General features: G+C 69.7%; 17 protein-coding genes. 14 read left to right on the forward strand and 3 right to left on the reverse strand.

Features of this window, described 5'->3' with window-relative positions:
• Positions 1-30: 30 nt before the first annotated feature.
• Both dapB and ACFUCU_RS15770 read left to right on the forward strand, forming a co-directional pair.
• Positions 31-789: a 4-hydroxy-tetrahydrodipicolinate reductase gene (dapB, locus tag ACFUCU_RS15765; protein WP_290258321.1), complete on the forward strand. Its 759-nt coding sequence runs from the start codon at positions 31-33 to the stop codon at positions 787-789.
• Positions 789-1,283, forward strand: coding sequence for a hypothetical protein (locus tag ACFUCU_RS15770; protein WP_364137205.1), 495 nt, complete (start codon positions 789-791; stop codon positions 1,281-1,283). The genes dapB and ACFUCU_RS15770 overlap by 1 nt, the downstream gene beginning before the upstream one ends.
• Here ACFUCU_RS15770 and ACFUCU_RS15775 read toward each other — a convergent pair.
• Positions 1,280-2,515, reverse strand: a complete 1,236-nt coding sequence (locus ACFUCU_RS15775) for a heparan-alpha-glucosaminide N-acetyltransferase domain-containing protein (RefSeq protein WP_364137207.1) — start codon at positions 2,513-2,515, stop codon at positions 1,280-1,282. The two genes, ACFUCU_RS15770 and ACFUCU_RS15775, sit on opposite strands and share 4 nt — an antisense overlap.
• Positions 2,516-2,585: 70 nt before the next feature.
• Between ACFUCU_RS15775 and ACFUCU_RS15780 the strand changes: the two genes are divergently transcribed.
• From ACFUCU_RS15780 to ACFUCU_RS15810, 7 genes are all read left to right on the forward strand, one after another.
• On the forward strand, positions 2,586-2,966 hold the full coding sequence (locus ACFUCU_RS15780) for a hypothetical protein (protein WP_377973414.1): 381 nt from the start codon (positions 2,586-2,588) through the stop codon (positions 2,964-2,966).
• A 58-nt stretch (positions 2,967-3,024) separates the two neighbouring features.
• Positions 3,025-3,933, forward strand: coding sequence for a 4-hydroxy-tetrahydrodipicolinate synthase (gene dapA / locus ACFUCU_RS15785; protein WP_377973415.1), 909 nt, complete (start codon positions 3,025-3,027; stop codon positions 3,931-3,933).
• Positions 3,934-3,993: 60 nt separating this feature from the next.
• Entirely contained in the window at positions 3,994-5,682 is a 1,689-nt protein-coding gene (locus tag ACFUCU_RS15790) for a ribonuclease J (protein ID WP_364137211.1), read from the forward strand.
• Between the two features lie 221 nt (positions 5,683-5,903).
• On the forward strand, positions 5,904-8,813 hold the full coding sequence (locus tag ACFUCU_RS15795) for a DNA translocase FtsK (RefSeq protein ID WP_364137213.1): 2,910 nt from the start codon (positions 5,904-5,906) through the stop codon (positions 8,811-8,813).
• A gap of 25 nt (positions 8,814-8,838) precedes the next feature.
• Positions 8,839-9,477 carry a CDP-diacylglycerol--glycerol-3-phosphate 3-phosphatidyltransferase gene (pgsA, locus tag ACFUCU_RS15800; protein ID WP_364137215.1) on the forward strand — a complete coding sequence of 213 codons (639 nt, stop codon included), beginning with the start codon at positions 8,839-8,841 and terminating at the stop codon, positions 9,475-9,477.
• A complete protein-coding gene (locus ACFUCU_RS15805; protein ID WP_377973416.1) occupies positions 9,474-10,007 on the forward strand; it encodes a CinA family protein in 534 nt (177 codons plus the stop codon). Before pgsA ends, ACFUCU_RS15805 begins: the two co-directional genes overlap by 4 nt.
• 138 nt (positions 10,008-10,145) lie before the next feature.
• Positions 10,146-10,586: a helix-turn-helix domain-containing protein gene (locus ACFUCU_RS15810; RefSeq protein ID WP_290258312.1), complete on the forward strand. Its 441-nt coding sequence runs from the start codon at positions 10,146-10,148 to the stop codon at positions 10,584-10,586.
• A 75-nt stretch (positions 10,587-10,661) separates the two neighbouring features.
• Here ACFUCU_RS15810 and ACFUCU_RS15815 read toward each other — a convergent pair whose 3' ends face one another.
• Complete coding sequence (locus ACFUCU_RS15815; RefSeq protein ID WP_377973417.1) at positions 10,662-11,192, reverse strand: MarR family winged helix-turn-helix transcriptional regulator; 531 nt, start codon at positions 11,190-11,192, stop codon at positions 10,662-10,664.
• 44 nt (positions 11,193-11,236) lie between these two features.
• Between ACFUCU_RS15815 and ACFUCU_RS15820 the strand changes: the two genes are divergently transcribed.
• The 3 genes from ACFUCU_RS15820 to ACFUCU_RS15830 all read left to right on the forward strand — a co-directional run bounded on the left by ACFUCU_RS15820 (position 11,237) and on the right by ACFUCU_RS15830 (position 13,337).
• A complete protein-coding gene (locus ACFUCU_RS15820) occupies positions 11,237-11,473 on the forward strand; it encodes a DUF3046 domain-containing protein (protein WP_377973418.1) in 237 nt (78 codons plus the stop codon).
• A 252-nt stretch (positions 11,474-11,725) separates the two neighbouring features.
• Complete coding sequence (recA, locus tag ACFUCU_RS15825) at positions 11,726-12,775, forward strand: recombinase RecA (RefSeq protein ID WP_290258309.1); 1,050 nt, start codon at positions 11,726-11,728, stop codon at positions 12,773-12,775.
• Positions 12,776-12,833: 58 nt separating this feature from the next.
• The gene (locus ACFUCU_RS15830) at positions 12,834-13,337 is read left to right on the forward strand and encodes a regulatory protein RecX (protein WP_290258308.1); all 504 of its coding nucleotides are present in this window, start codon (positions 12,834-12,836) and stop codon (positions 13,335-13,337) included.
• A gap of 24 nt (positions 13,338-13,361) precedes the next feature.
• Here ACFUCU_RS15830 and ACFUCU_RS15835 read toward each other — a convergent pair whose 3' ends face one another.
• A complete protein-coding gene (locus ACFUCU_RS15835; RefSeq protein WP_290258307.1) occupies positions 13,362-13,634 on the reverse strand; it encodes a helix-turn-helix domain-containing protein in 273 nt (90 codons plus the stop codon).
• A gap of 43 nt (positions 13,635-13,677) precedes the next feature.
• Between ACFUCU_RS15835 and map the strand changes: the two genes are divergently transcribed.
• Together map and miaB are read left to right on the forward strand one after the other, a co-directional pair.
• Positions 13,678-14,454: a type I methionyl aminopeptidase gene (map, locus tag ACFUCU_RS15840; RefSeq protein ID WP_377973419.1), complete on the forward strand. Its 777-nt coding sequence runs from the start codon at positions 13,678-13,680 to the stop codon at positions 14,452-14,454.
• A gap of 34 nt (positions 14,455-14,488) precedes the next feature.
• Positions 14,489-16,054, forward strand: a complete 1,566-nt coding sequence (gene miaB / locus ACFUCU_RS15845; protein ID WP_377973420.1) for a tRNA (N6-isopentenyl adenosine(37)-C2)-methylthiotransferase MiaB — start codon at positions 14,489-14,491, stop codon at positions 16,052-16,054.
• Positions 16,055-16,057 lie beyond the last annotated feature (3 nt).

The raw sequence follows: 16,057 nt of genomic DNA on the forward strand, positions 1-16,057 counted from the left end.
GGCCAGCGCCCCGGCGGTAGGGTTGAGCGCATGACCGAACAACTCGCCGTCGCCGTCCTTGGCGCCAACGGACGCATGGGCGCGGAGGCCGTCAAGGCCATCGACGCCGCCGAAGACCTCACCCTCGTTGCCGCCCTCGGCCGGGGCGATTCCCTCGAAACCCTCACGGAGGCCGGCGCACAGATCGTCGTCGACCTGACCGTTCCCGAGAGCACCGAGGCGAACGTCCGCTTCGCCGTCGACCACGGGATGCACGCCGTCGTCGGCACCACCGGCTGGGACGCCGGGCGCCTGGACCGGCTCACCGCCCTCCTCGCCGGCCGGCCGGAGACCGGGGTGCTGATCGCCCCAAACTTCGCGCTGGGCTCCGTCCTGGCCTCCGCCTTCGCCGCCAAGGCCTCCCGCTACTTCGAATCGGTCGAGATTATCGAACTTCACCACCCGGACAAGGTGGACGCCCCCTCCGGCACCGCCGTGCGCACGGCCCAGCTCATCGCCGCCGAGCGCGACGCCGCCGGCGTGGCCCCCAGCCCCGACGCCACCACCAGCGAGCGCCCCGGCGCCCGCGGCTGCGACGTCGACGGCGTCCGGGTCCACAGCGTCCGGCTCCGCGGCCTGGTGGCCCACCAGGAGGTCCTGCTCGGCGGCCCCGGCGAGCAGCTGACCTTCCGCCACGACTCGTTCGATCGCGCCTCCTTCATGCCCGGCGTGCTGCTGGGTGTCCGCAACGTCGCGGCGCACCCGGGCCTCACCGTGGGCCTGGACGGCTACCTGGACCTGGGCCTCTGATGGCGAACGTCCTGGCCGCCTTCAAGGCAAACCGCACCAAGATCTGGGTGGGCGCGGTGACGCTCCTGCTCGTCTTCTACCTGGTGGTCTCGCTGCAGCGCTCGGTGCTGCTGCTCGGCGACCCCAACCTGGTGGCCAAGGCGCTGGGCCTGGCCTACCTGCTGCTGCCCATCGTCGGGGCCTGGGCACTGGTGCGGGAACTGCTCTTCGGCGCCCGCACCGAACGCCTGGCCAAGATCCTCGAGGCCGAGGGCGGCCTGCCGGAGGACACCCTGCCGCGCACCCCCGCCGGGCGGATCATCCGCGAGGCCGCCGACGCCGAATTTGAGAAGTACCGCGTCGAGGCGGAAGCCGCGCCGGAGGACTGGCGGTCCTGGTTCCGGCTCAGCTGCGCCTACGACGCCGCCGGCGACCGGAAGCGCGCCCGCGCGGCCATGCGCGACGCCGTCCGCCTGAACCGCGACGGCGGGAACGCCGGGGGACGCCCCGCCTAGCGGCCCGCGAGGGTTCGGCCCCGGCCCAGCAGGTTCGCGCCGTGGCCGGCCCACTCCAGCGGCCCGCGCCAGGACAGCGTCGCGAAGATCCAGCCCAGCGCCAGGACCGCCAGCGCCTGCGCCCAGAAGACGCCGTCGGGACTCCACCCGGACGGCAGCGGGTGGCCATGCAGGGACGCCATGACACACACGTGCGCCGAGTACAGGCTGAGCGTCATCGCACCGGCGCCGCGCAGGGGGCGGAGCAGGTCCAGCTCCACCCAGTCCGCCAGCCGGGCCAGCAGCAGGCAGGCCCCCAGCACCGCCGCCGCGACCCCGGAGGTGTGCAGCAGGTCCAGGCTGGTGCCCGAGTGCGGGGCCGCGGTGGCCAGCCACCAGCCGGAGCCCGACTGGTCCACGCCGGCGAGGTTGACCTGCAACAGGGACGCCAGCGGATAGTCGGGGTCACCGATCGCCGCCTGCAACGCCGCCCGGCCGCCCCGGTCCTCCATCAGCACCCCGCCGAACCACTTCGCGAAGACGGCGGCGGCCGTCCCGGCGGCCACCAGGCTGACCTGCAGACCGACCCGGCCCAAAGGCAGCCGGCCGAGCGCAAGTCCGATCAACAGGTACGTCAGCCACTGCACCACCGGGTAGTAGCCGGTGAGCAACAGGTCGCCGGCCACCCGGGCAGGCTCCGCGAGATCCGCCCAGCCGGGGTTGTGCCCCAGTTGCAGCGGCGGCTCCGGTGCCAGCAGCCACGGGCGCAGCAGGTAGGCGAGCACCGGGCTGGCCAGCAGCCACCCGGCGGCGAACGCGAACAGGCGCCCCGGCCGCAGCCCGAGGAAGGGCAGGATGCAGAGGAACAGGACGGCGTAATGCACCAGAATGACGGCGATGTTCACCTCGAGGGCCCCCACGCTGAGCCCGACGGCGGCCACCACCAGGGCGCGCAGGGCCACCCCGCGCCGTGCCGCCCAGAGCTCGCGCCCGGCGTAGGGCCGCTCCTTGCCGGTGGACAGCGCCAGTCCCACCCCGGCCAGGACCGCGAACAACGCCGCCGCCCGGCCCGAGAACGCCAGGCCCACCCAGGTGGGGGTGAGTGCCGCGTCGGCCTCGAAGGTGGGCAGGACGTGGGTGGCCATCATCCCCAGCAACGCCAGGCCCCGGGCGGCGTCGACGCCGGTCAGGCGGGGCGTCCGGGGCGTCCCGCCGGCGGTCCTGGAACGGGCAGCGGTACCGCGGGAGGTCATGCCTCGATCGTCTCACGAGGGCCGGTCACGACCCTTGTGTTCGAATATATGTTCGAATAAGATGAGCGGCATGAACCATCCACCAGAACCACAGCCGGCCGGGTTCGGGCCGTCCTCCGGGGTCCTCAAAGCCATGAGCCCCGGCGTCGTCGATTTCCTGTTCCGCCGATTGGTGGCCGGGGAGGCCGCGGAGGACCTCAGCTGGCACAACGAGGGAACCGCCCTGTCCGCCCAGCAACCCGGGGCCGAACTGGCACGCCGGCTCGCCGAGACCGACGTCGAGGCGCTCACGCCGATCGAGCTCTTCCACTACGTCCGCGCGGCGCAGCGGCTGGCCGCCTGGGCGGGGTCGCTGCGGGAGCAGGCGGTGGGCCGCTACTGCGCAGCGCCCGGCACAGCGGGCGGCGCCGCAGCGGGTGCCGCGCCGGGTGCCGCGCCCGAACGGGGATGATGCGCGTCACGTTGCCGTTATTGTTCTAACACTGCGGGGACAAGGTAACGTTTTTGCCATGGCTGACTCTGACATTCGCTCGTACACGTTTGGAACCCTCGTGACCGCCATGGTCACGCCGTTCACGAACGATGGTGACGTCGATTATCAGAAGTCCGCCGAACTGGCCTCCAAGCTCGTCGACGACGGCAACGACGCCCTCGTCATCTCCGGCACCACCGGCGAGACCTCCACCCTGGAGGACGACGAAAAGGAAAAGCTGTTCCGCGTCATCGTCGAGGCGGTGGGGGACCGGGCCAAGGTCATCGCCGGTACCGGCACCAACCACACCTCGCACTCGATCGAGATGGCCAAGCGGGCCGCCAAGGCCGGCGCCCACGGCCAGCTGATCGTCACCCCGTATTACAACAAGCCCAGCCAGGCCGGCATCCAGGCGCACATCGAGGCTGTCGCCGACGCGGCGGACCTGCCCGTCATGGTCTACGACATCCCCGGCCGCGCCGGCGTCCCGATCCTTCCCGAGACCATGATCCGGTTGGCGGACCACTCCCGGATCGTCGCTCTCAAGGACGCCAAGGCCGACTTCGCTGCCGTTACCAAGGTGCTGGCCAACACGGACCTTGACGTCTACTCCGGCGACGACGGCCTCACCCTGCCCTGGATGGCCGCCGGCGCCGTCGGGCTCGTCAGTGTTTCCGCGCACGTCGCGACCCGGCAGTTCCGGGCCATGATCGACGCCGCGCTTGCGGGCGACTTCGCCACCGCCCGCACCCTACATTTCGAACTGGACCCCGTGGTCCGTGCAGTGATGACCCACATTCAGGGCGCTGTAGCTGCGAAGCAAGTTCTCAAGTGGCAGGGAGTCCTGCCCAACTCGGTTGTCCGTTTGCCCCTCGTGGAGCCGGGCGAAGCCGAGATCGAAACAATCCGCGAGGACTTGGCGGAGGCCGGGCTCGTCTACGCCTGATCCGGCCCCGCGCCGCATCACGCCCCGACCTGCCATGCCCCGCCTGGAAAGTAGTGCACTATGACCCAAACCGCCCTCCCCGGCCTCGTCACGCCGCCGAAACTGGCCGCCAATACCCTGCGGATCGTCCCGCTGGGCGGCCTCGGCGAGATCGGCCGCAACATGACGGTCTTCGAAATCGGCGGCAAGCTGCTGATCGTTGATTGCGGCGTCCTCTTCCCCGAGGAGACCCAGCCCGGCGTCGACCTGATCCTCCCGGACTTCTCCTACATCGAGAAGCGCCTCGACGACGTCGTCGCCGTCATCCTCACCCACGGCCACGAGGACCACATCGGCGCCGTCCCGTACCTGCTGCGCCTGCGCAACGACATCCCCCTCGTCGGCTCGCAGCTGACCCTGGCGCTGATCGAGGCCAAGCTGCAGGAACACCGGATCAAGCCGACCACCATGATCGTCAACGAGGGCCAGGTCGAGAAGTTCGGCCCCTTCGAGTGCGAGTTCGTGGCCGTCAACCACTCCATCCCGGACGCCCTCGCGGTCTTCCTGCGCACCGCCGGCGGCACCGTGCTGCACACCGGTGACTTCAAGATGGACCAGCTGCCCCTCGACGGCCGCATCACCGACCTGCGCCACTTCGCAAAGCTCGGCGAGGAAGGCGTGGACCTGTTCCTCTCGGACTCCACCAACGCCGACGTTCCCGGCTTCACCACCGCGGAAAAGGAGATCGGCCCCACCCTGGACCGCCTCTTCGGCCAGGCGTCCAAGCGCATCATCGTCGCCTCCTTCTCCTCGCACGTGCACCGCGTCCAGCAGGTGCTCGACGCCGCGGCCAACCACAACCGCAAGGTCGCCTTCGTCGGCCGGTCCATGGTCCGCAACATGGCCATCGCCGCCAAGCTCGGCTACCTTGAGGTGCCCGCCGGCATCCTGGTGGACATCAAGAACATCGACAACCTGCCGGACAACCGCGTGGTGCTGATGTCCACCGGTTCCCAGGGCGAGCCGATGGCCGCGTTGTCCCGCATGGCCAACGGCGACCACCGCGTCGTCGTCGGCCAGGGCGACACCGTCATCCTGGCCTCCAGCCTGATCCCGGGTAACGAGAACGCCGTCTTCCGCATCATCAACGGCCTGCTCAAGCTCGGCGCGGACGTGATCCACAAGGGCAACGCCAAGGTGCACGTCTCCGGCCACGCCGCCGCAGGCGAGCTGCTCTACTGCTACAACATCCTCGAGCCGCTCAACGCCATGCCGGTGCACGGCGAGACCCGGCACCTGATCGCCAACGGCAAGATCGCCCTGGATTCCGGCGTGCCGGAGGAGAGCATCCTGTTGGCGGACAACGGCACCGTGATCGACCTGCGCGACCACGAGGCGGACATCGTCGGCCAGGTCGAGGTCGGCTTCGTCTACGTCGACGGCTCCAGCGTCGGCGAGGTCACCGAGGCGGACCTCAAGGACCGCCAGACGCTCGGCGACGAGGGCTTCATCTCGATCGTCACCGTCATCCACCGCGCCACCGGCAAGGTCGTCTCCGGCCCGGAGATCCACGCCCGCGGCGTCGCGGAGGACGACTCGGTCTTCGACGAGATCATCCCGAAGATCAACGTCGCGCTCGAGGACGCCGTCAAGAACCGCGACCACACCACGCAGCAGCTGCAGCAGGTCGTCCGCCGGGTTATCGGTACCTGGGTCAACCGCAAGCTGCGGCGCAAGCCGATGATCATCCCGGTGGTCCTCGAGGCGTAGGCCCCGGCAGCACCAGCAGCACCCGAACGGCTCCTCCCTCCGGTTCCGCCTCCGCGCGGCCCGGCCGGGGGAGCCGTCCGGCGTTAACCGGCCCCGCCGCGCCGTGAAGCCGCCAAGAGCGGGGGAACGCCGTGAGCCAGCCGGGCCGGGGAGCGCCAACATGGCCCGCTCCGCCCCGGAAATCCGGGGCATCCGGCCGGTCCTCGGGTACCGTGGCAGGTATGGCGACACGAACTACTTCCGCGCCTAGAGGCAACTCAAGCGGCAGCCCGAGGGGCAAATCAGGCACATCTTCGGCCAAAGGCTCCAGCGCAGCCGCGTCCAAATCCCGCACGCAGGGGACGGCCCGCACCCGGCAGATGGCCGCCGTCGAGCCGCACCAGCCCTGGCTGGTCCGCGTCGTCGCTGGCGCCTGGCTCGGCGTCGGGCACGTCCTGGGCGCCGGGATCCGCCGCATCGGCTCCGACGTCAGCGACCTCCACCCCGAGGACCGCCGCGACGGCGCCGCCCTGTTCAACCTGGTCCTCGGCGTTTTCGTGGCAACCTTCGCCTGGTGGGGCTTCCGCGGCTGGCTCCCGGACCTGGTCTACGGGATCGTTAACGGCACGTTCGGCTGGATGGCCCTGCTCCTGCCGCTGATGCTGTTCGTCTGCGCCTTCCGGCTCTTCCGCCAGCCGGTGGACGGCCGCGGCAACAACCGCGTCGGTATCGGCTTCCTCATCATGACCTTCGCCGGCTGCGGCCTCGCACACATCATCGGCGGCCAGCCCGGCGTCGCCGAGGGCTTCGACGGCCTCCGCCGCGCCGGCGGCATGCTCGGCTACCTCGCCGCCGCGCCGCTGGCCACCATCCACCCCGCCGTCCCGGTGGCCCTCTACAGCCTGCTCGCGTTCACCTCCCTGCTGATCGTCACGGCCACACCGTTCGGCGCCATTCCCTCCCGGATACGCGGCGCCTACGAACACCTCATGGGCATCGATCTCCGGGACGAGCCGGAGACCAACGCCCACGACCGCAGCTACCTCTACGAGAACGACGCCCCCGCGCCGAAGAAGAAGCGCAAGCGGCTCTTCGGCAAGGACCAGGACGCCGCCGACGCCCGCCTCGAGGGCTACGTCGGCGACGAGGCCTTCGAGCACGCCGTCGTCGACGACGAACCCGACGACGCCCACGACGACGGCGGCCGTCGCGGCCGGAAGGCACCCGCCGTCGCGCCCGGCGTGCGCCGGCCCACCCAGGCCGAGATCGCCGTCGAGAAGATCAAGGCCGCCCAGGGCCTGGGCGCCGCGGCGGACGGCGCCACTCCGGAGAACGCCACCGAAGCGATCCCGCAAATCACCCCCGGCATGATCGCCGCCGGGTCCGTCACCGCGGGCGCCGCCGCCGCGCCCAAGGTCCCGGCCAACCCCGTCGCCCCCGCACCGCAGCCCACCCCGATCCCGCAGCGGACCGAGCAGCTCTCCCTCGCCGGGGACGTCACCTACACGCTGCCGGCCTCGGACTTCCTGACCCCGGGCTCCATCCCCAAGGAGCGCACGGAGGCCAACGACGCCGTCGTCGCCGCCCTGACCGACACCCTGACCCAGTTCAACGTGGACGCCACCGTGACCGGCTTCAGCCGCGGCCCCACCGTTACCCGGTACGAGATCGAACTCTCGCCCGGCACCAAGGTCGAACGCGTCACGGCCCTGTCCAAGAACATCTCCTACGCGGTGGCCAGCTCCGACGTCCGGATCCTCAGCCCCATCCCGGGCAAGTCCGCGATCGGCATCGAGATCCCCAACACGGACCGCGAGACCGTCTCCCTGGGCGATGTCCTCCGCAGCCAGAACGCCCGCCGCACGGACCACCCGATGGTGATGGGCGTCGGCAAGGACGTCGAGGGCGGCTACGTCGTGGCCAACCTCGCCAAGATGCCCCACTTGCTCGTGGCCGGTGCCACCGGTGCCGGTAAGTCCTCGTTCGTGAACTCGATGATCACCTCGATCCTGATGCGCGCCACCCCGGACGAGGTGCGCATGGTTATGGTGGACCCCAAGCGCGTGGAACTGACCGCCTACGAGGGCGTCCCGCACCTGATCACCCCCATCATCACCAACCCCAAGAAGGCCGCCGAGGCGCTGCAGTGGGTGGTCCGCGAGATGGACGCCCGCTACGACGACCTGGCCAACTACGGCTTCAAGCACATTGACGACTTCAACAAGGCCGTCCGCGCCGGGAAGGTCCACCCGCCCGTGGACTCCAAGCGCGTCATCCGCCCTTACCCGTACCTGCTGGTGATCGTGGACGAGCTCGCCGACCTGATGATGGTCGCCCCGCGCGACGTCGAAGACTCGATCGTACGCATCACCCAGCTGGCCCGCGCCGCCGGCATCCACCTGGTGCTCGCCACGCAGCGGCCCTCGGTGGACGTCGTCACCGGCCTGATCAAGGCCAACGTCCCGTCCCGGATGGCGTTCGCCACCTCCTCGGTCACCGACTCCCGCGTCGTCCTCGACCAGCCCGGCGCGGAGAAGCTGATCGGCCAGGGCGACGCCCTCTTCCTGCCCATGGGCGCCTCCAAGGCCATGCGCGTCCAGGGCGCCTGGGTCACCGAATCCGAGATCCACAAGGTGGTCGAGCACGTCAAGGGCCAGCTGCAGGCCGTCTACCGCGAGGACGTCGCCCCCGAGGCGGAAAAGAAGCAGATCGACGACGACATCGGAGACGACCTCGAGGTGCTGCTGCAGGCCACCGAACTGGTGGTCACCACGCAGTTCGGCTCCACTTCGATGCTGCAGCGCAAGCTCCGCGTCGGCTTCGCCAAGGCCGGCCGGCTCATGGACCTGCTCGAATCCAGGGGAGTGGTGGGACCCTCCGAGGGTTCCAAGGCCCGCGACGTGCTGGTCAAGCCGGACGACCTCGCGGCCGTGCTGGCGGCCATGAAGGGCCAGGAGGCCCCGGCCGCGGCCGACTCGCAGACCGCCGCGCTGAGCGACAACGCCAACGCCAACATCGCCCAGGGCGGCTACGCCGAGGACCTCGTGGCGGCGGACCTGGACAACCGCGCCCAAAGCGTCGACTACTATGACGGCGCGGACGGCGGCGAGGACGAGGGCTCCGAGGACGCCTGGTCGCTCACCGGCCGGTAACCGGTGCAGACGGTAGCCTAAGAGAGTGACTAGCGCCGAGAACAACCCCGGGTCCGCCCCGCAGATCTGGAACCTGCCCAACATCCTGACGATGCTGCGGATCGCGCTGGTGCCCTTCTTCATCTGGTGCCTCGTTGCGGATGCCCCGGGCCTGCACGCCGGCAACGGGCCGTGGCGCTGGGCCGCCGTCGCCGTCTTCGCCGTCGCCATCTATACGGATAAGCTCGACGGCGACATCGCCCGCAGCCGCGGCCTGGTCACCGACTTCGGTAAGATCGCGGACCCCATCGCGGACAAGCTGCTGATCGGTTCGGCCCTGGTGATGCTCTCCCTGCTGGGCGAACTGCCCTGGTGGGTGACCGCCCTGATCCTGATCCGCGAGTGGGGCATCACCGCACTGCGTTTCTTCGTTATCCGCTACGGCGTGATCCCCGCCTCCCGCGGCGGCAAGCTCAAGACCGTCGTGCAGACCGCGGCGATCTTCCTCTACGTCGTCCCGCTCGCCGCGATCGCCCCGTGGCTGGGCGTGCTGGGCTTCATCGTGATGCTCGCGGCCCTCGCCATCACGGTCTGGACCGGCGCCGAGTACGTCATCGAGGCCATGAAGCTCCGCGCCCGCGGCATCAAGGCGCAGCAGCAGAAGATCCAGGAGGGCGCCCCGTGACCGGCCCGGAAGCCCACCCGACGCTGCACCCGGGAGCCCACCCGAACCTGCACCGCCTCGCCGGCGAGGCCGTGCAACGGTCCGTGGCCGCCGGCCTGACGGTAGCCACAGCCGAGTCCCTCACGGCCGGCATGGTCGCCGCCGTCCTCGCCGACACGCCCGGCGCATCCGCGATGCTCCGCGGCGGCGTGGTCGCCTACGCCAACGAGGTCAAGGCCGCGGTGCTCGGTGTCCCGGAGGTCCTCCTCGAGACGGCCGGATCGGTCGACGGGGACGTGGCCGCCGCCATGGCCGCGGGCGCCCGCCGCGCGTGCGGCGCCGACGTCGGCGTCTCCACCACCGGCGTCGCCGGCCCCGACGCCCACGACGGCAAACCCGTGGGCACCGTCTTCATCGGCGTCGCCACCGCGGAGGGCGCGGCGTCGTACCCCTACCGTTTCGAGGGCAGCCGTCAAGAGATCCGGGCGCTCTCCTGCGGCGCCGCACTCGAACGGCTGCTCGACGCCGTCGGCGGTGCTACCGGACCGTAAAGTAACGGGGAACAAAACGTGATTTCGAATAGTTGTTACATTGTGTCGCCACCGAAGAAGGGCGGCGCATAGGATGAAGTCACCGAGACGTTCGCACCGAAACGGCGAACCGACCAACGAGGGAGCAAGGCGATACAGATGGTAAAGCAGCCCGTATCCGTAAACGGCGTTGTCCGCTGGAAGGATGTGGGCCTCGCCGATCAGGCTAAGAGCGAACAGAAGGAGCGCAAGATGGTTGTACTTCGTCACGAAATTGGCGACGTCCTGCGCGACGTCCGCCAGCGTCAGGGCCGTACCCTCCGCGAAGTCTCGCACAGTGCCCGAGTATCCCTGGGCTACCTGAGCGAAGTGGAGCGCGGCCAGAAGGAAGCCTCCTCGGAGCTGCTCTCCTCGATCTGCACGGCCCTCGATGTCCCGCTTTCCAGCATGCTCCGCGAGGTCAGCGACCGTGTGGCCGTGGCCGAGGGCGTGGCAGTGCCGGACACCGTTCCGCAGGAATTCTCCCAGCGGTACGGCCGTGATTTGGACAGTGAACTGAACGACGAACTGGGAACCGGACTGCTCTCGGGCGCCCGCTAAACCCAGCGTCACCCAAAGCATAAAAAAGGTCCCCGGCGGTGTGCCGGGGACCTTTTGCGTGTCGCCGCAGGTCTCTTAGAGGTCTTCGTCGCGCGGGAAGCCATCCCGTTCGTAGCTGGCATTGAGCCGGGCCATGTACCCGGCGAAGGCCGCCAGGTCCCCGGCGGGCCACTCCGCCAGCCGGTCCCGGAACACCTCGCGCCGGGCGTCCTGCACCAGGTGCATCTTCTCCTCGCCCAGGGCCGTCAGGCTGATCGCCTGCGCCCGGCCGTCCAGCGGGTCCGCGGCCTTGGACACCAGGCCGAGGCCCTCCAGGAACGCCACCTGGCGGCTGACCGACGGCTTGCCCACGCCCAGCCATGCCGCCAGCTCGGTCAGGCGGATCGGCCCCCGGGCCCGAAGCACCGAGAGCAGGCCGTACGCGGCGGGTTCCATATCCGGGTGCACCTCGCGGGAGAGCCGCTGCGAGACGGAACGGGCGCGCCGCCACAGCAGGCTCAGCTGGTGTTCCACCTCGGCGATGGACTCGTCGGGGGAGGCCGCGCCGGCCCCGGAACCCTGCTCCGGCGTGGTCGCGGCGTGGTCAATGGTGCTCATAGCAACCATTCTAGGGTCCGCCCCGCGCTCGGCTTCCGTGAGAGACTTGTGCGGTGCGAATCAGCGACTTCTGGCGGCTCATGGACGACGAGTTCGGTGCCGGCTACTCCCGCGTCCTCAGCAGTTCCCTGGTTCTGGCCGGCGTGGGAGGACGCACCGCGGACCAGGCGCTGAGCGCCGGCATCCCTCCCAAACAGGTGTGGCTGGCCATGTGTGACGTCCAGGACGTGCCTGCGGAGCGCCGGCTCGGCCGCGACATCAAACCCGGCGACCAGGGCCCGCTGAACTAAACCACGGCGACGTCGGCCCGGGAACCGGTCCGGTGAACCATGCCCGGACCGTGGGCGCCTGGCCTCCCGCGGTGCCTGACACGCCGGGGGATTGTTCGAATATCTGTTCGGGTCGGGCTATGCTTTTTTCAAAGCGTTTTCCACATACGCGACGACGGCGGCAACTTTGTCAGTGGCTGCCCCTAACGTCGGTGATGACAGCAACGGCCGTGACGGCCACTCTCCAATGAGAAAGTTTTTGAGGTGTGAATCATGGCCGCAGCCCCGGATCGCCAGAAGGCGCTCGACGCAGCACTCGCCCAGATTGACAAGCAGTTCGGCAAGGGCTCGGTCATGCGCCTGGGCGACGAAGTCCGCGCCCCCATCGAGGTCATTCCCACCGGCTCCATCGCCCTGGATGTCGCCCTTGGCATTGGCGGCCTGCCCCGTGGCCGCGTCGTAGAGATCTACGGCCCCGAATCCTCCGGTAAGACCACCGTGGCGCTGCACGCCGTCGCCAACGCCCAGCGCCAGGGCGGCATCGCGGCCTTCATCGATGCCGAACACGCCCTGGACCCGGAATACGCTGCCAAGCTGGGCGTGGACACGGACGCGCTGCTCGTCTCGCAGCCTGACACCGGTGAGCAGGCCCTGGAAATCATGGACATGCTGGTGGGTTCCGGCTCGCTGGACATCGTCGTGATCGACTCCGTCGCCGCGCTGGTGCCCCGCGCCGAAATCGAAGGCGACATGGGCGACAGCCACGTCGGCCTGCAGGCCCGCCTGATGAGCCAGGCCCTGCGTAAGATCACCGGCCGGTTGAGCCAGACCAAGACCACCGCCATTTTCATCAACCAGCTCCGCGAGAAGATCGGTGTCTTCTTCGGCTCCCCGGAAACCACCACCGGTGGTAAGGCGCTGAAGTTCTACGCCTCTATCCGCATCGACGTCCGCCGGATCCAGACCCTCAAGGAGGGCGCGGACTCGGTCGGCAACCGGACCAAGGCCAAGATCGTCAAGAACAAGATGGCCCCGCCCTTCAAGATCGCCGAATTCGACATCATCTACGGCCAGGGCATCTCCCGCGAGGGCGGCATCATCGACATGGGTGTCGAGCACGGCCTGATCAAGAAGTCCGGTTCCTGGTTCACCTACGACGGTGACCAGCTGGGCCAGGGCATGGAGAACTCCCGCCGCTTCCTCCGTGACAACCCGGAGCTGGCAGCGGAGCTGGAGCGCCTGATCAAGGAAAAGCTCGGCGTCGGCGTCAAGGCAGCCGACGCGGAAGAGTCGCCGAAGCTGAAGGCCGTTGACGGGTTCTAAGCCACGGGCTTCTCAACGACCGGCGCCGGAGCTGGACGCCGACGCGGACCCCGCGTCGGTGGCCCGCACCATCATCCTGCGCCAGCTGACCGGCTCCGCCAAGAGCCGGCACCAGCTCGAGCGCAAACTCGCCGAGCGGAACATTCCCGAGGATGTGGCCGAGGCCGTGCTGGACCGCTTCGAGGCGGTCCGGCTGGTGGACGACGCGGAATTCGCCCGGATGTGGGTCAGGAGCCGCTCGGAAAACCGGAAGCTCGCCAGGGGAGCCCTGCGCCGGGAACTGGCCGAGAAGGGCGTCGCGGAGGACGCGGCGGCCGAGGCGCTCGCCCAGGTGACCGACGAGCAGGAAGACGCGGCCGCCCGGCAACTGGTGGAGCGGAAGCTGCGGTCCCTGCGCGGCCTCGAGGACCGGGCGGAACGGGACAAGGCCGTCCGGCGTCTGGCATCCATGCTCGCCCGGAAGGGCTACCAGCCGGGACAGGCCTTCCGGATCGTCAACGAGGTCATCGACGCATCGCTGCAGGACGGCGGCGCGGGCGACGTGCCGCCCTTGGATGACTGAGCTTGGCCCTGGATTAGTCCGGCCCTAGGACGCCACTCGTCGTGTCTCGTCATCGGCATCCCTGACGCCCTCCCACAGCCGGTCCAGGGACAGCCCGAGAGCCTCGGCCAACGCAGCGATCGTCGGAAACGCCGGGGTGGCGATCCGGCCGGTCTCGATCTTGCGCAGGGTCTCGGGGGAGACCCCGGCGGCCAGGGCCACGTCCAGCATCGACCGGTCGCCGCGGGCCTCGCGTAGCAGCGTGCCCAGGCGCTGGCCGCGGCGGACCTCGTCCGGGGAGAGCGGGAGTCTGACCATGGGAACTAGTGTACCGGGATAATATGGCCGGTATAGTTATTGGATGATCGAGATTCTCAACGCCGCCGAACTGGACCGGGCCCGCGGGTCCGGTGCCCTCGTCGCAGGCATCCTGCAGACCGTCAAGAGCCGCACCACCGTCGGCACCAACCTGCTGGACATTGATCGTTGGACCAAGGACCTCATCGCCGCTGCCGGCGCCGAATCCTGCTACGTCGACTACGCGCCCTCCTTCGGCCGCGGACCGTTCGGCCACTACATCTGCACGGCCGTGAACGACGCCGTCCTGCACGGATTGCCCCACGACTACCGCCTGGCCGACGGCGACCTGCTCACCCTGGACCTCGCCGTCTCCAGGAACGGCATCGCCGCTGACTCTGCCATCAGCTTCCTCGTCGGCGACACGCGTCCCGCCGCGAGCGTCGCGATGATCGAGACCACCGAACGCGCCCTGGCCGCCGGCATCGCGGCGGCGAAGCCGGGCGCCCGGATCGGTGACCTCTCTGCCGCCATCGGCGACGTCCTCACCGCGGCAGGCTACCCGGTCAACACCGAATTCGGCGGCCACGGCATCGGCTCCACCATGCACCAGGACCCGCATGTGCCCAACACCGGCCGACCCGGCCGCGGTTTCACGCTCCGGCCGGGCCTGCTGCTCGCGCTGGAGCCCTGGGTCATGGAGGACACGGCCACCCTGGTCACCGACGCCGACGGCTGGACACTCCGCAGCGCCACCGGCTGCCGGACCGCCCACAGCGAACACACCATCGCCATCACGGAGGACGGGGCCGAGATCCTCACCCTCGCTCCGCCCGCGTAGTCCGCGCCCCGGGCGGAGCCGGTACCCTTAACGGGTGAGTTTGACCATTCCCTCCCCAGCCGACAGCCCCTCGACGCACGCCGATTCCTCGGCGTCGGATGCGGCGGCGTCCGCGCCCGCCCGCACGTACCAGGTGCGCACCTTCGGGTGCCAGATGAACGTGCACGACTCCGAGCGTATGTCTGGCCTGCTGGAGGCCGCCGGCTACGTCCGCTCCGAGGGGGAACTGGCCGACGTCGTGGTCTTCAACACCTGCGCCGTGCGGGAGAACGCGGACAACAAGCTCTACGGCAACCTTGGCATCCTTCGCCCGGTCAAGGATGCGAACCCGGGCATGCAGATCGCCGTCGGCGGCTGCCTGGCACAAAAGGACCGCGAGACCATCCTCAAGAAAGCGCCGTGGGTCGATGCGGTGTTCGGCACCCACAATGTCGGCGCGCTGCCGGCCCTGCTGGACCGGGCCCGCCACAACGACGAGGCACAGCTGGAAATCCTCGAATCCCTCGACGTCTTCCCCTCCACGCTGCCCACCAAGCGCGACTCGGTGTACGCCGGCTGGGTCTCCATCTCCGTCGGCTGCAACAACACCTGCACCTTCTGCATCGTCCCGGCCCTGCGCGGCAAGGAAAAGGACCGCCGCCCCGGCGACATCCTCGCCGAAATCCAGGCCCTCGTGGACGACGGCGCCATCGAGGTCACCCTGCTGGGCCAGAACGTGAACTCCTACGGCGTCGAATTCGGCGACCGCCAGGCCTTCTCCAAGCTGCTGCGCGCCTGCGGGGAGATCCCCGGACTGGAGCGGGTCCGGTTCACCAGCCCGCACCCCGCCGCCTTTACCGACGACGTCATCGAGGCGATGGCGGAGACCCCCAACGTCATGCCGCAGCTGCACATGCCGCTGCAGTCCGGCTCGGACAAGGTACTCAAGGACATGAAGCGCTCCTACCGCTCCACGAAGTTCCTGGGCATTCTCGACAAGGTCCGGGACAAGATCCCGCACGCCGCGATCTCCACCGACATCATCGTCGGCTTCCCCGGGGAGACCGAGGAAGACTTCCAGGCCACCCTGGACGTCGTGGAACGCTCCCGCTTCGCCACCGCCTTTACCTTCCAGTACTCCAAGCGGCCCGGCACCCCGGCCGCCGACCTGCCCGAACAGCTGCCCAAGGCCGTGGTCCAGGAACGCTTCGAACGGCTCACCGCCCTGCAGGACAGGATCGCCGCCGAGGAAAACGCCCGCCAGGTGGGCCGCCGGGTCGAGGTCATGGTCACCGCCCAGCAGGGCCGGAAGGCGGGGGAGACCCACCGGCTCTCGGGCCGCGCCCAGGACCAGCGCCTGGTGCACTTCTCCGTGCCGGACGGCGCCGAAACCCCCCGCCCCGGCGACCTCGTCACCGTGACCGTCACCGGGGCCGCATCCTTCCACCTCATCGCCGACCCCGCGTCGCTTGAGGACTACCAGCTGCGCCGCTCCCGCGCCGGCGACGCCTGGGACCGGTCCCAGGCCGACTCATGCGGTGCACCCGCCCCCGCCGCGGCGGGCGGCGGCAAGGCCGGGGTGTCCCTCGGCATGCCCGCGCTGCCCGTGCGCGGCCGCTGACGC

Origin of the sequence: Arthrobacter sp. NPDC057259 (genome assembly GCF_042668995.1) — a bacterium.
GTDB lineage: Bacteria > Actinomycetota > Actinomycetes > Actinomycetales > Micrococcaceae > Arthrobacter.

Excerpts from the sequence above, each read along its gene's own strand:
- dapB (WP_290258321.1), top strand. The coding sequence starts at position 31 with ATGACCGAACAACTCGCCGTCGCCGTCCTTGGCGCCAACGGACGCATG.
- ACFUCU_RS15770 (WP_364137205.1), top strand. The coding sequence starts at position 789 with ATGGCGAACGTCCTGGCCGCCTTCAAGGCAAACCGCACCAAGATCTGG.
- ACFUCU_RS15795 (WP_364137213.1), top strand. The coding sequence starts at position 5,904 with ATGGCGACACGAACTACTTCCGCGCCTAGAGGCAACTCAAGCGGCAGC.
- recA (WP_290258309.1), top strand. The coding sequence starts at position 11,726 with ATGGCCGCAGCCCCGGATCGCCAGAAGGCGCTCGACGCAGCACTCGCC.
- ACFUCU_RS15775 (WP_364137207.1), bottom strand. The coding sequence starts at position 2,515 with ATGACCTCCCGCGGTACCGCTGCCCGTTCCAGGACCGCCGGCGGGACG.
- dapA (WP_377973415.1), top strand. The coding sequence starts at position 3,025 with ATGGCTGACTCTGACATTCGCTCGTACACGTTTGGAACCCTCGTGACC.
- ACFUCU_RS15835 (WP_290258307.1), bottom strand. The coding sequence starts at position 13,634 with ATGGTCAGACTCCCGCTCTCCCCGGACGAGGTCCGCCGCGGCCAGCGC.
- map (WP_377973419.1), top strand. The coding sequence starts at position 13,678 with ATGATCGAGATTCTCAACGCCGCCGAACTGGACCGGGCCCGCGGGTCC.
- ACFUCU_RS15815 (WP_377973417.1), bottom strand. The coding sequence starts at position 11,192 with ATGGTTGCTATGAGCACCATTGACCACGCCGCGACCACGCCGGAGCAG.
- ACFUCU_RS15810 (WP_290258312.1), top strand. The coding sequence starts at position 10,146 with ATGGTAAAGCAGCCCGTATCCGTAAACGGCGTTGTCCGCTGGAAGGAT.
- ACFUCU_RS15790 (WP_364137211.1), top strand. The coding sequence starts at position 3,994 with ATGACCCAAACCGCCCTCCCCGGCCTCGTCACGCCGCCGAAACTGGCC.
- ACFUCU_RS15780 (WP_377973414.1), top strand. The coding sequence starts at position 2,586 with ATGAACCATCCACCAGAACCACAGCCGGCCGGGTTCGGGCCGTCCTCC.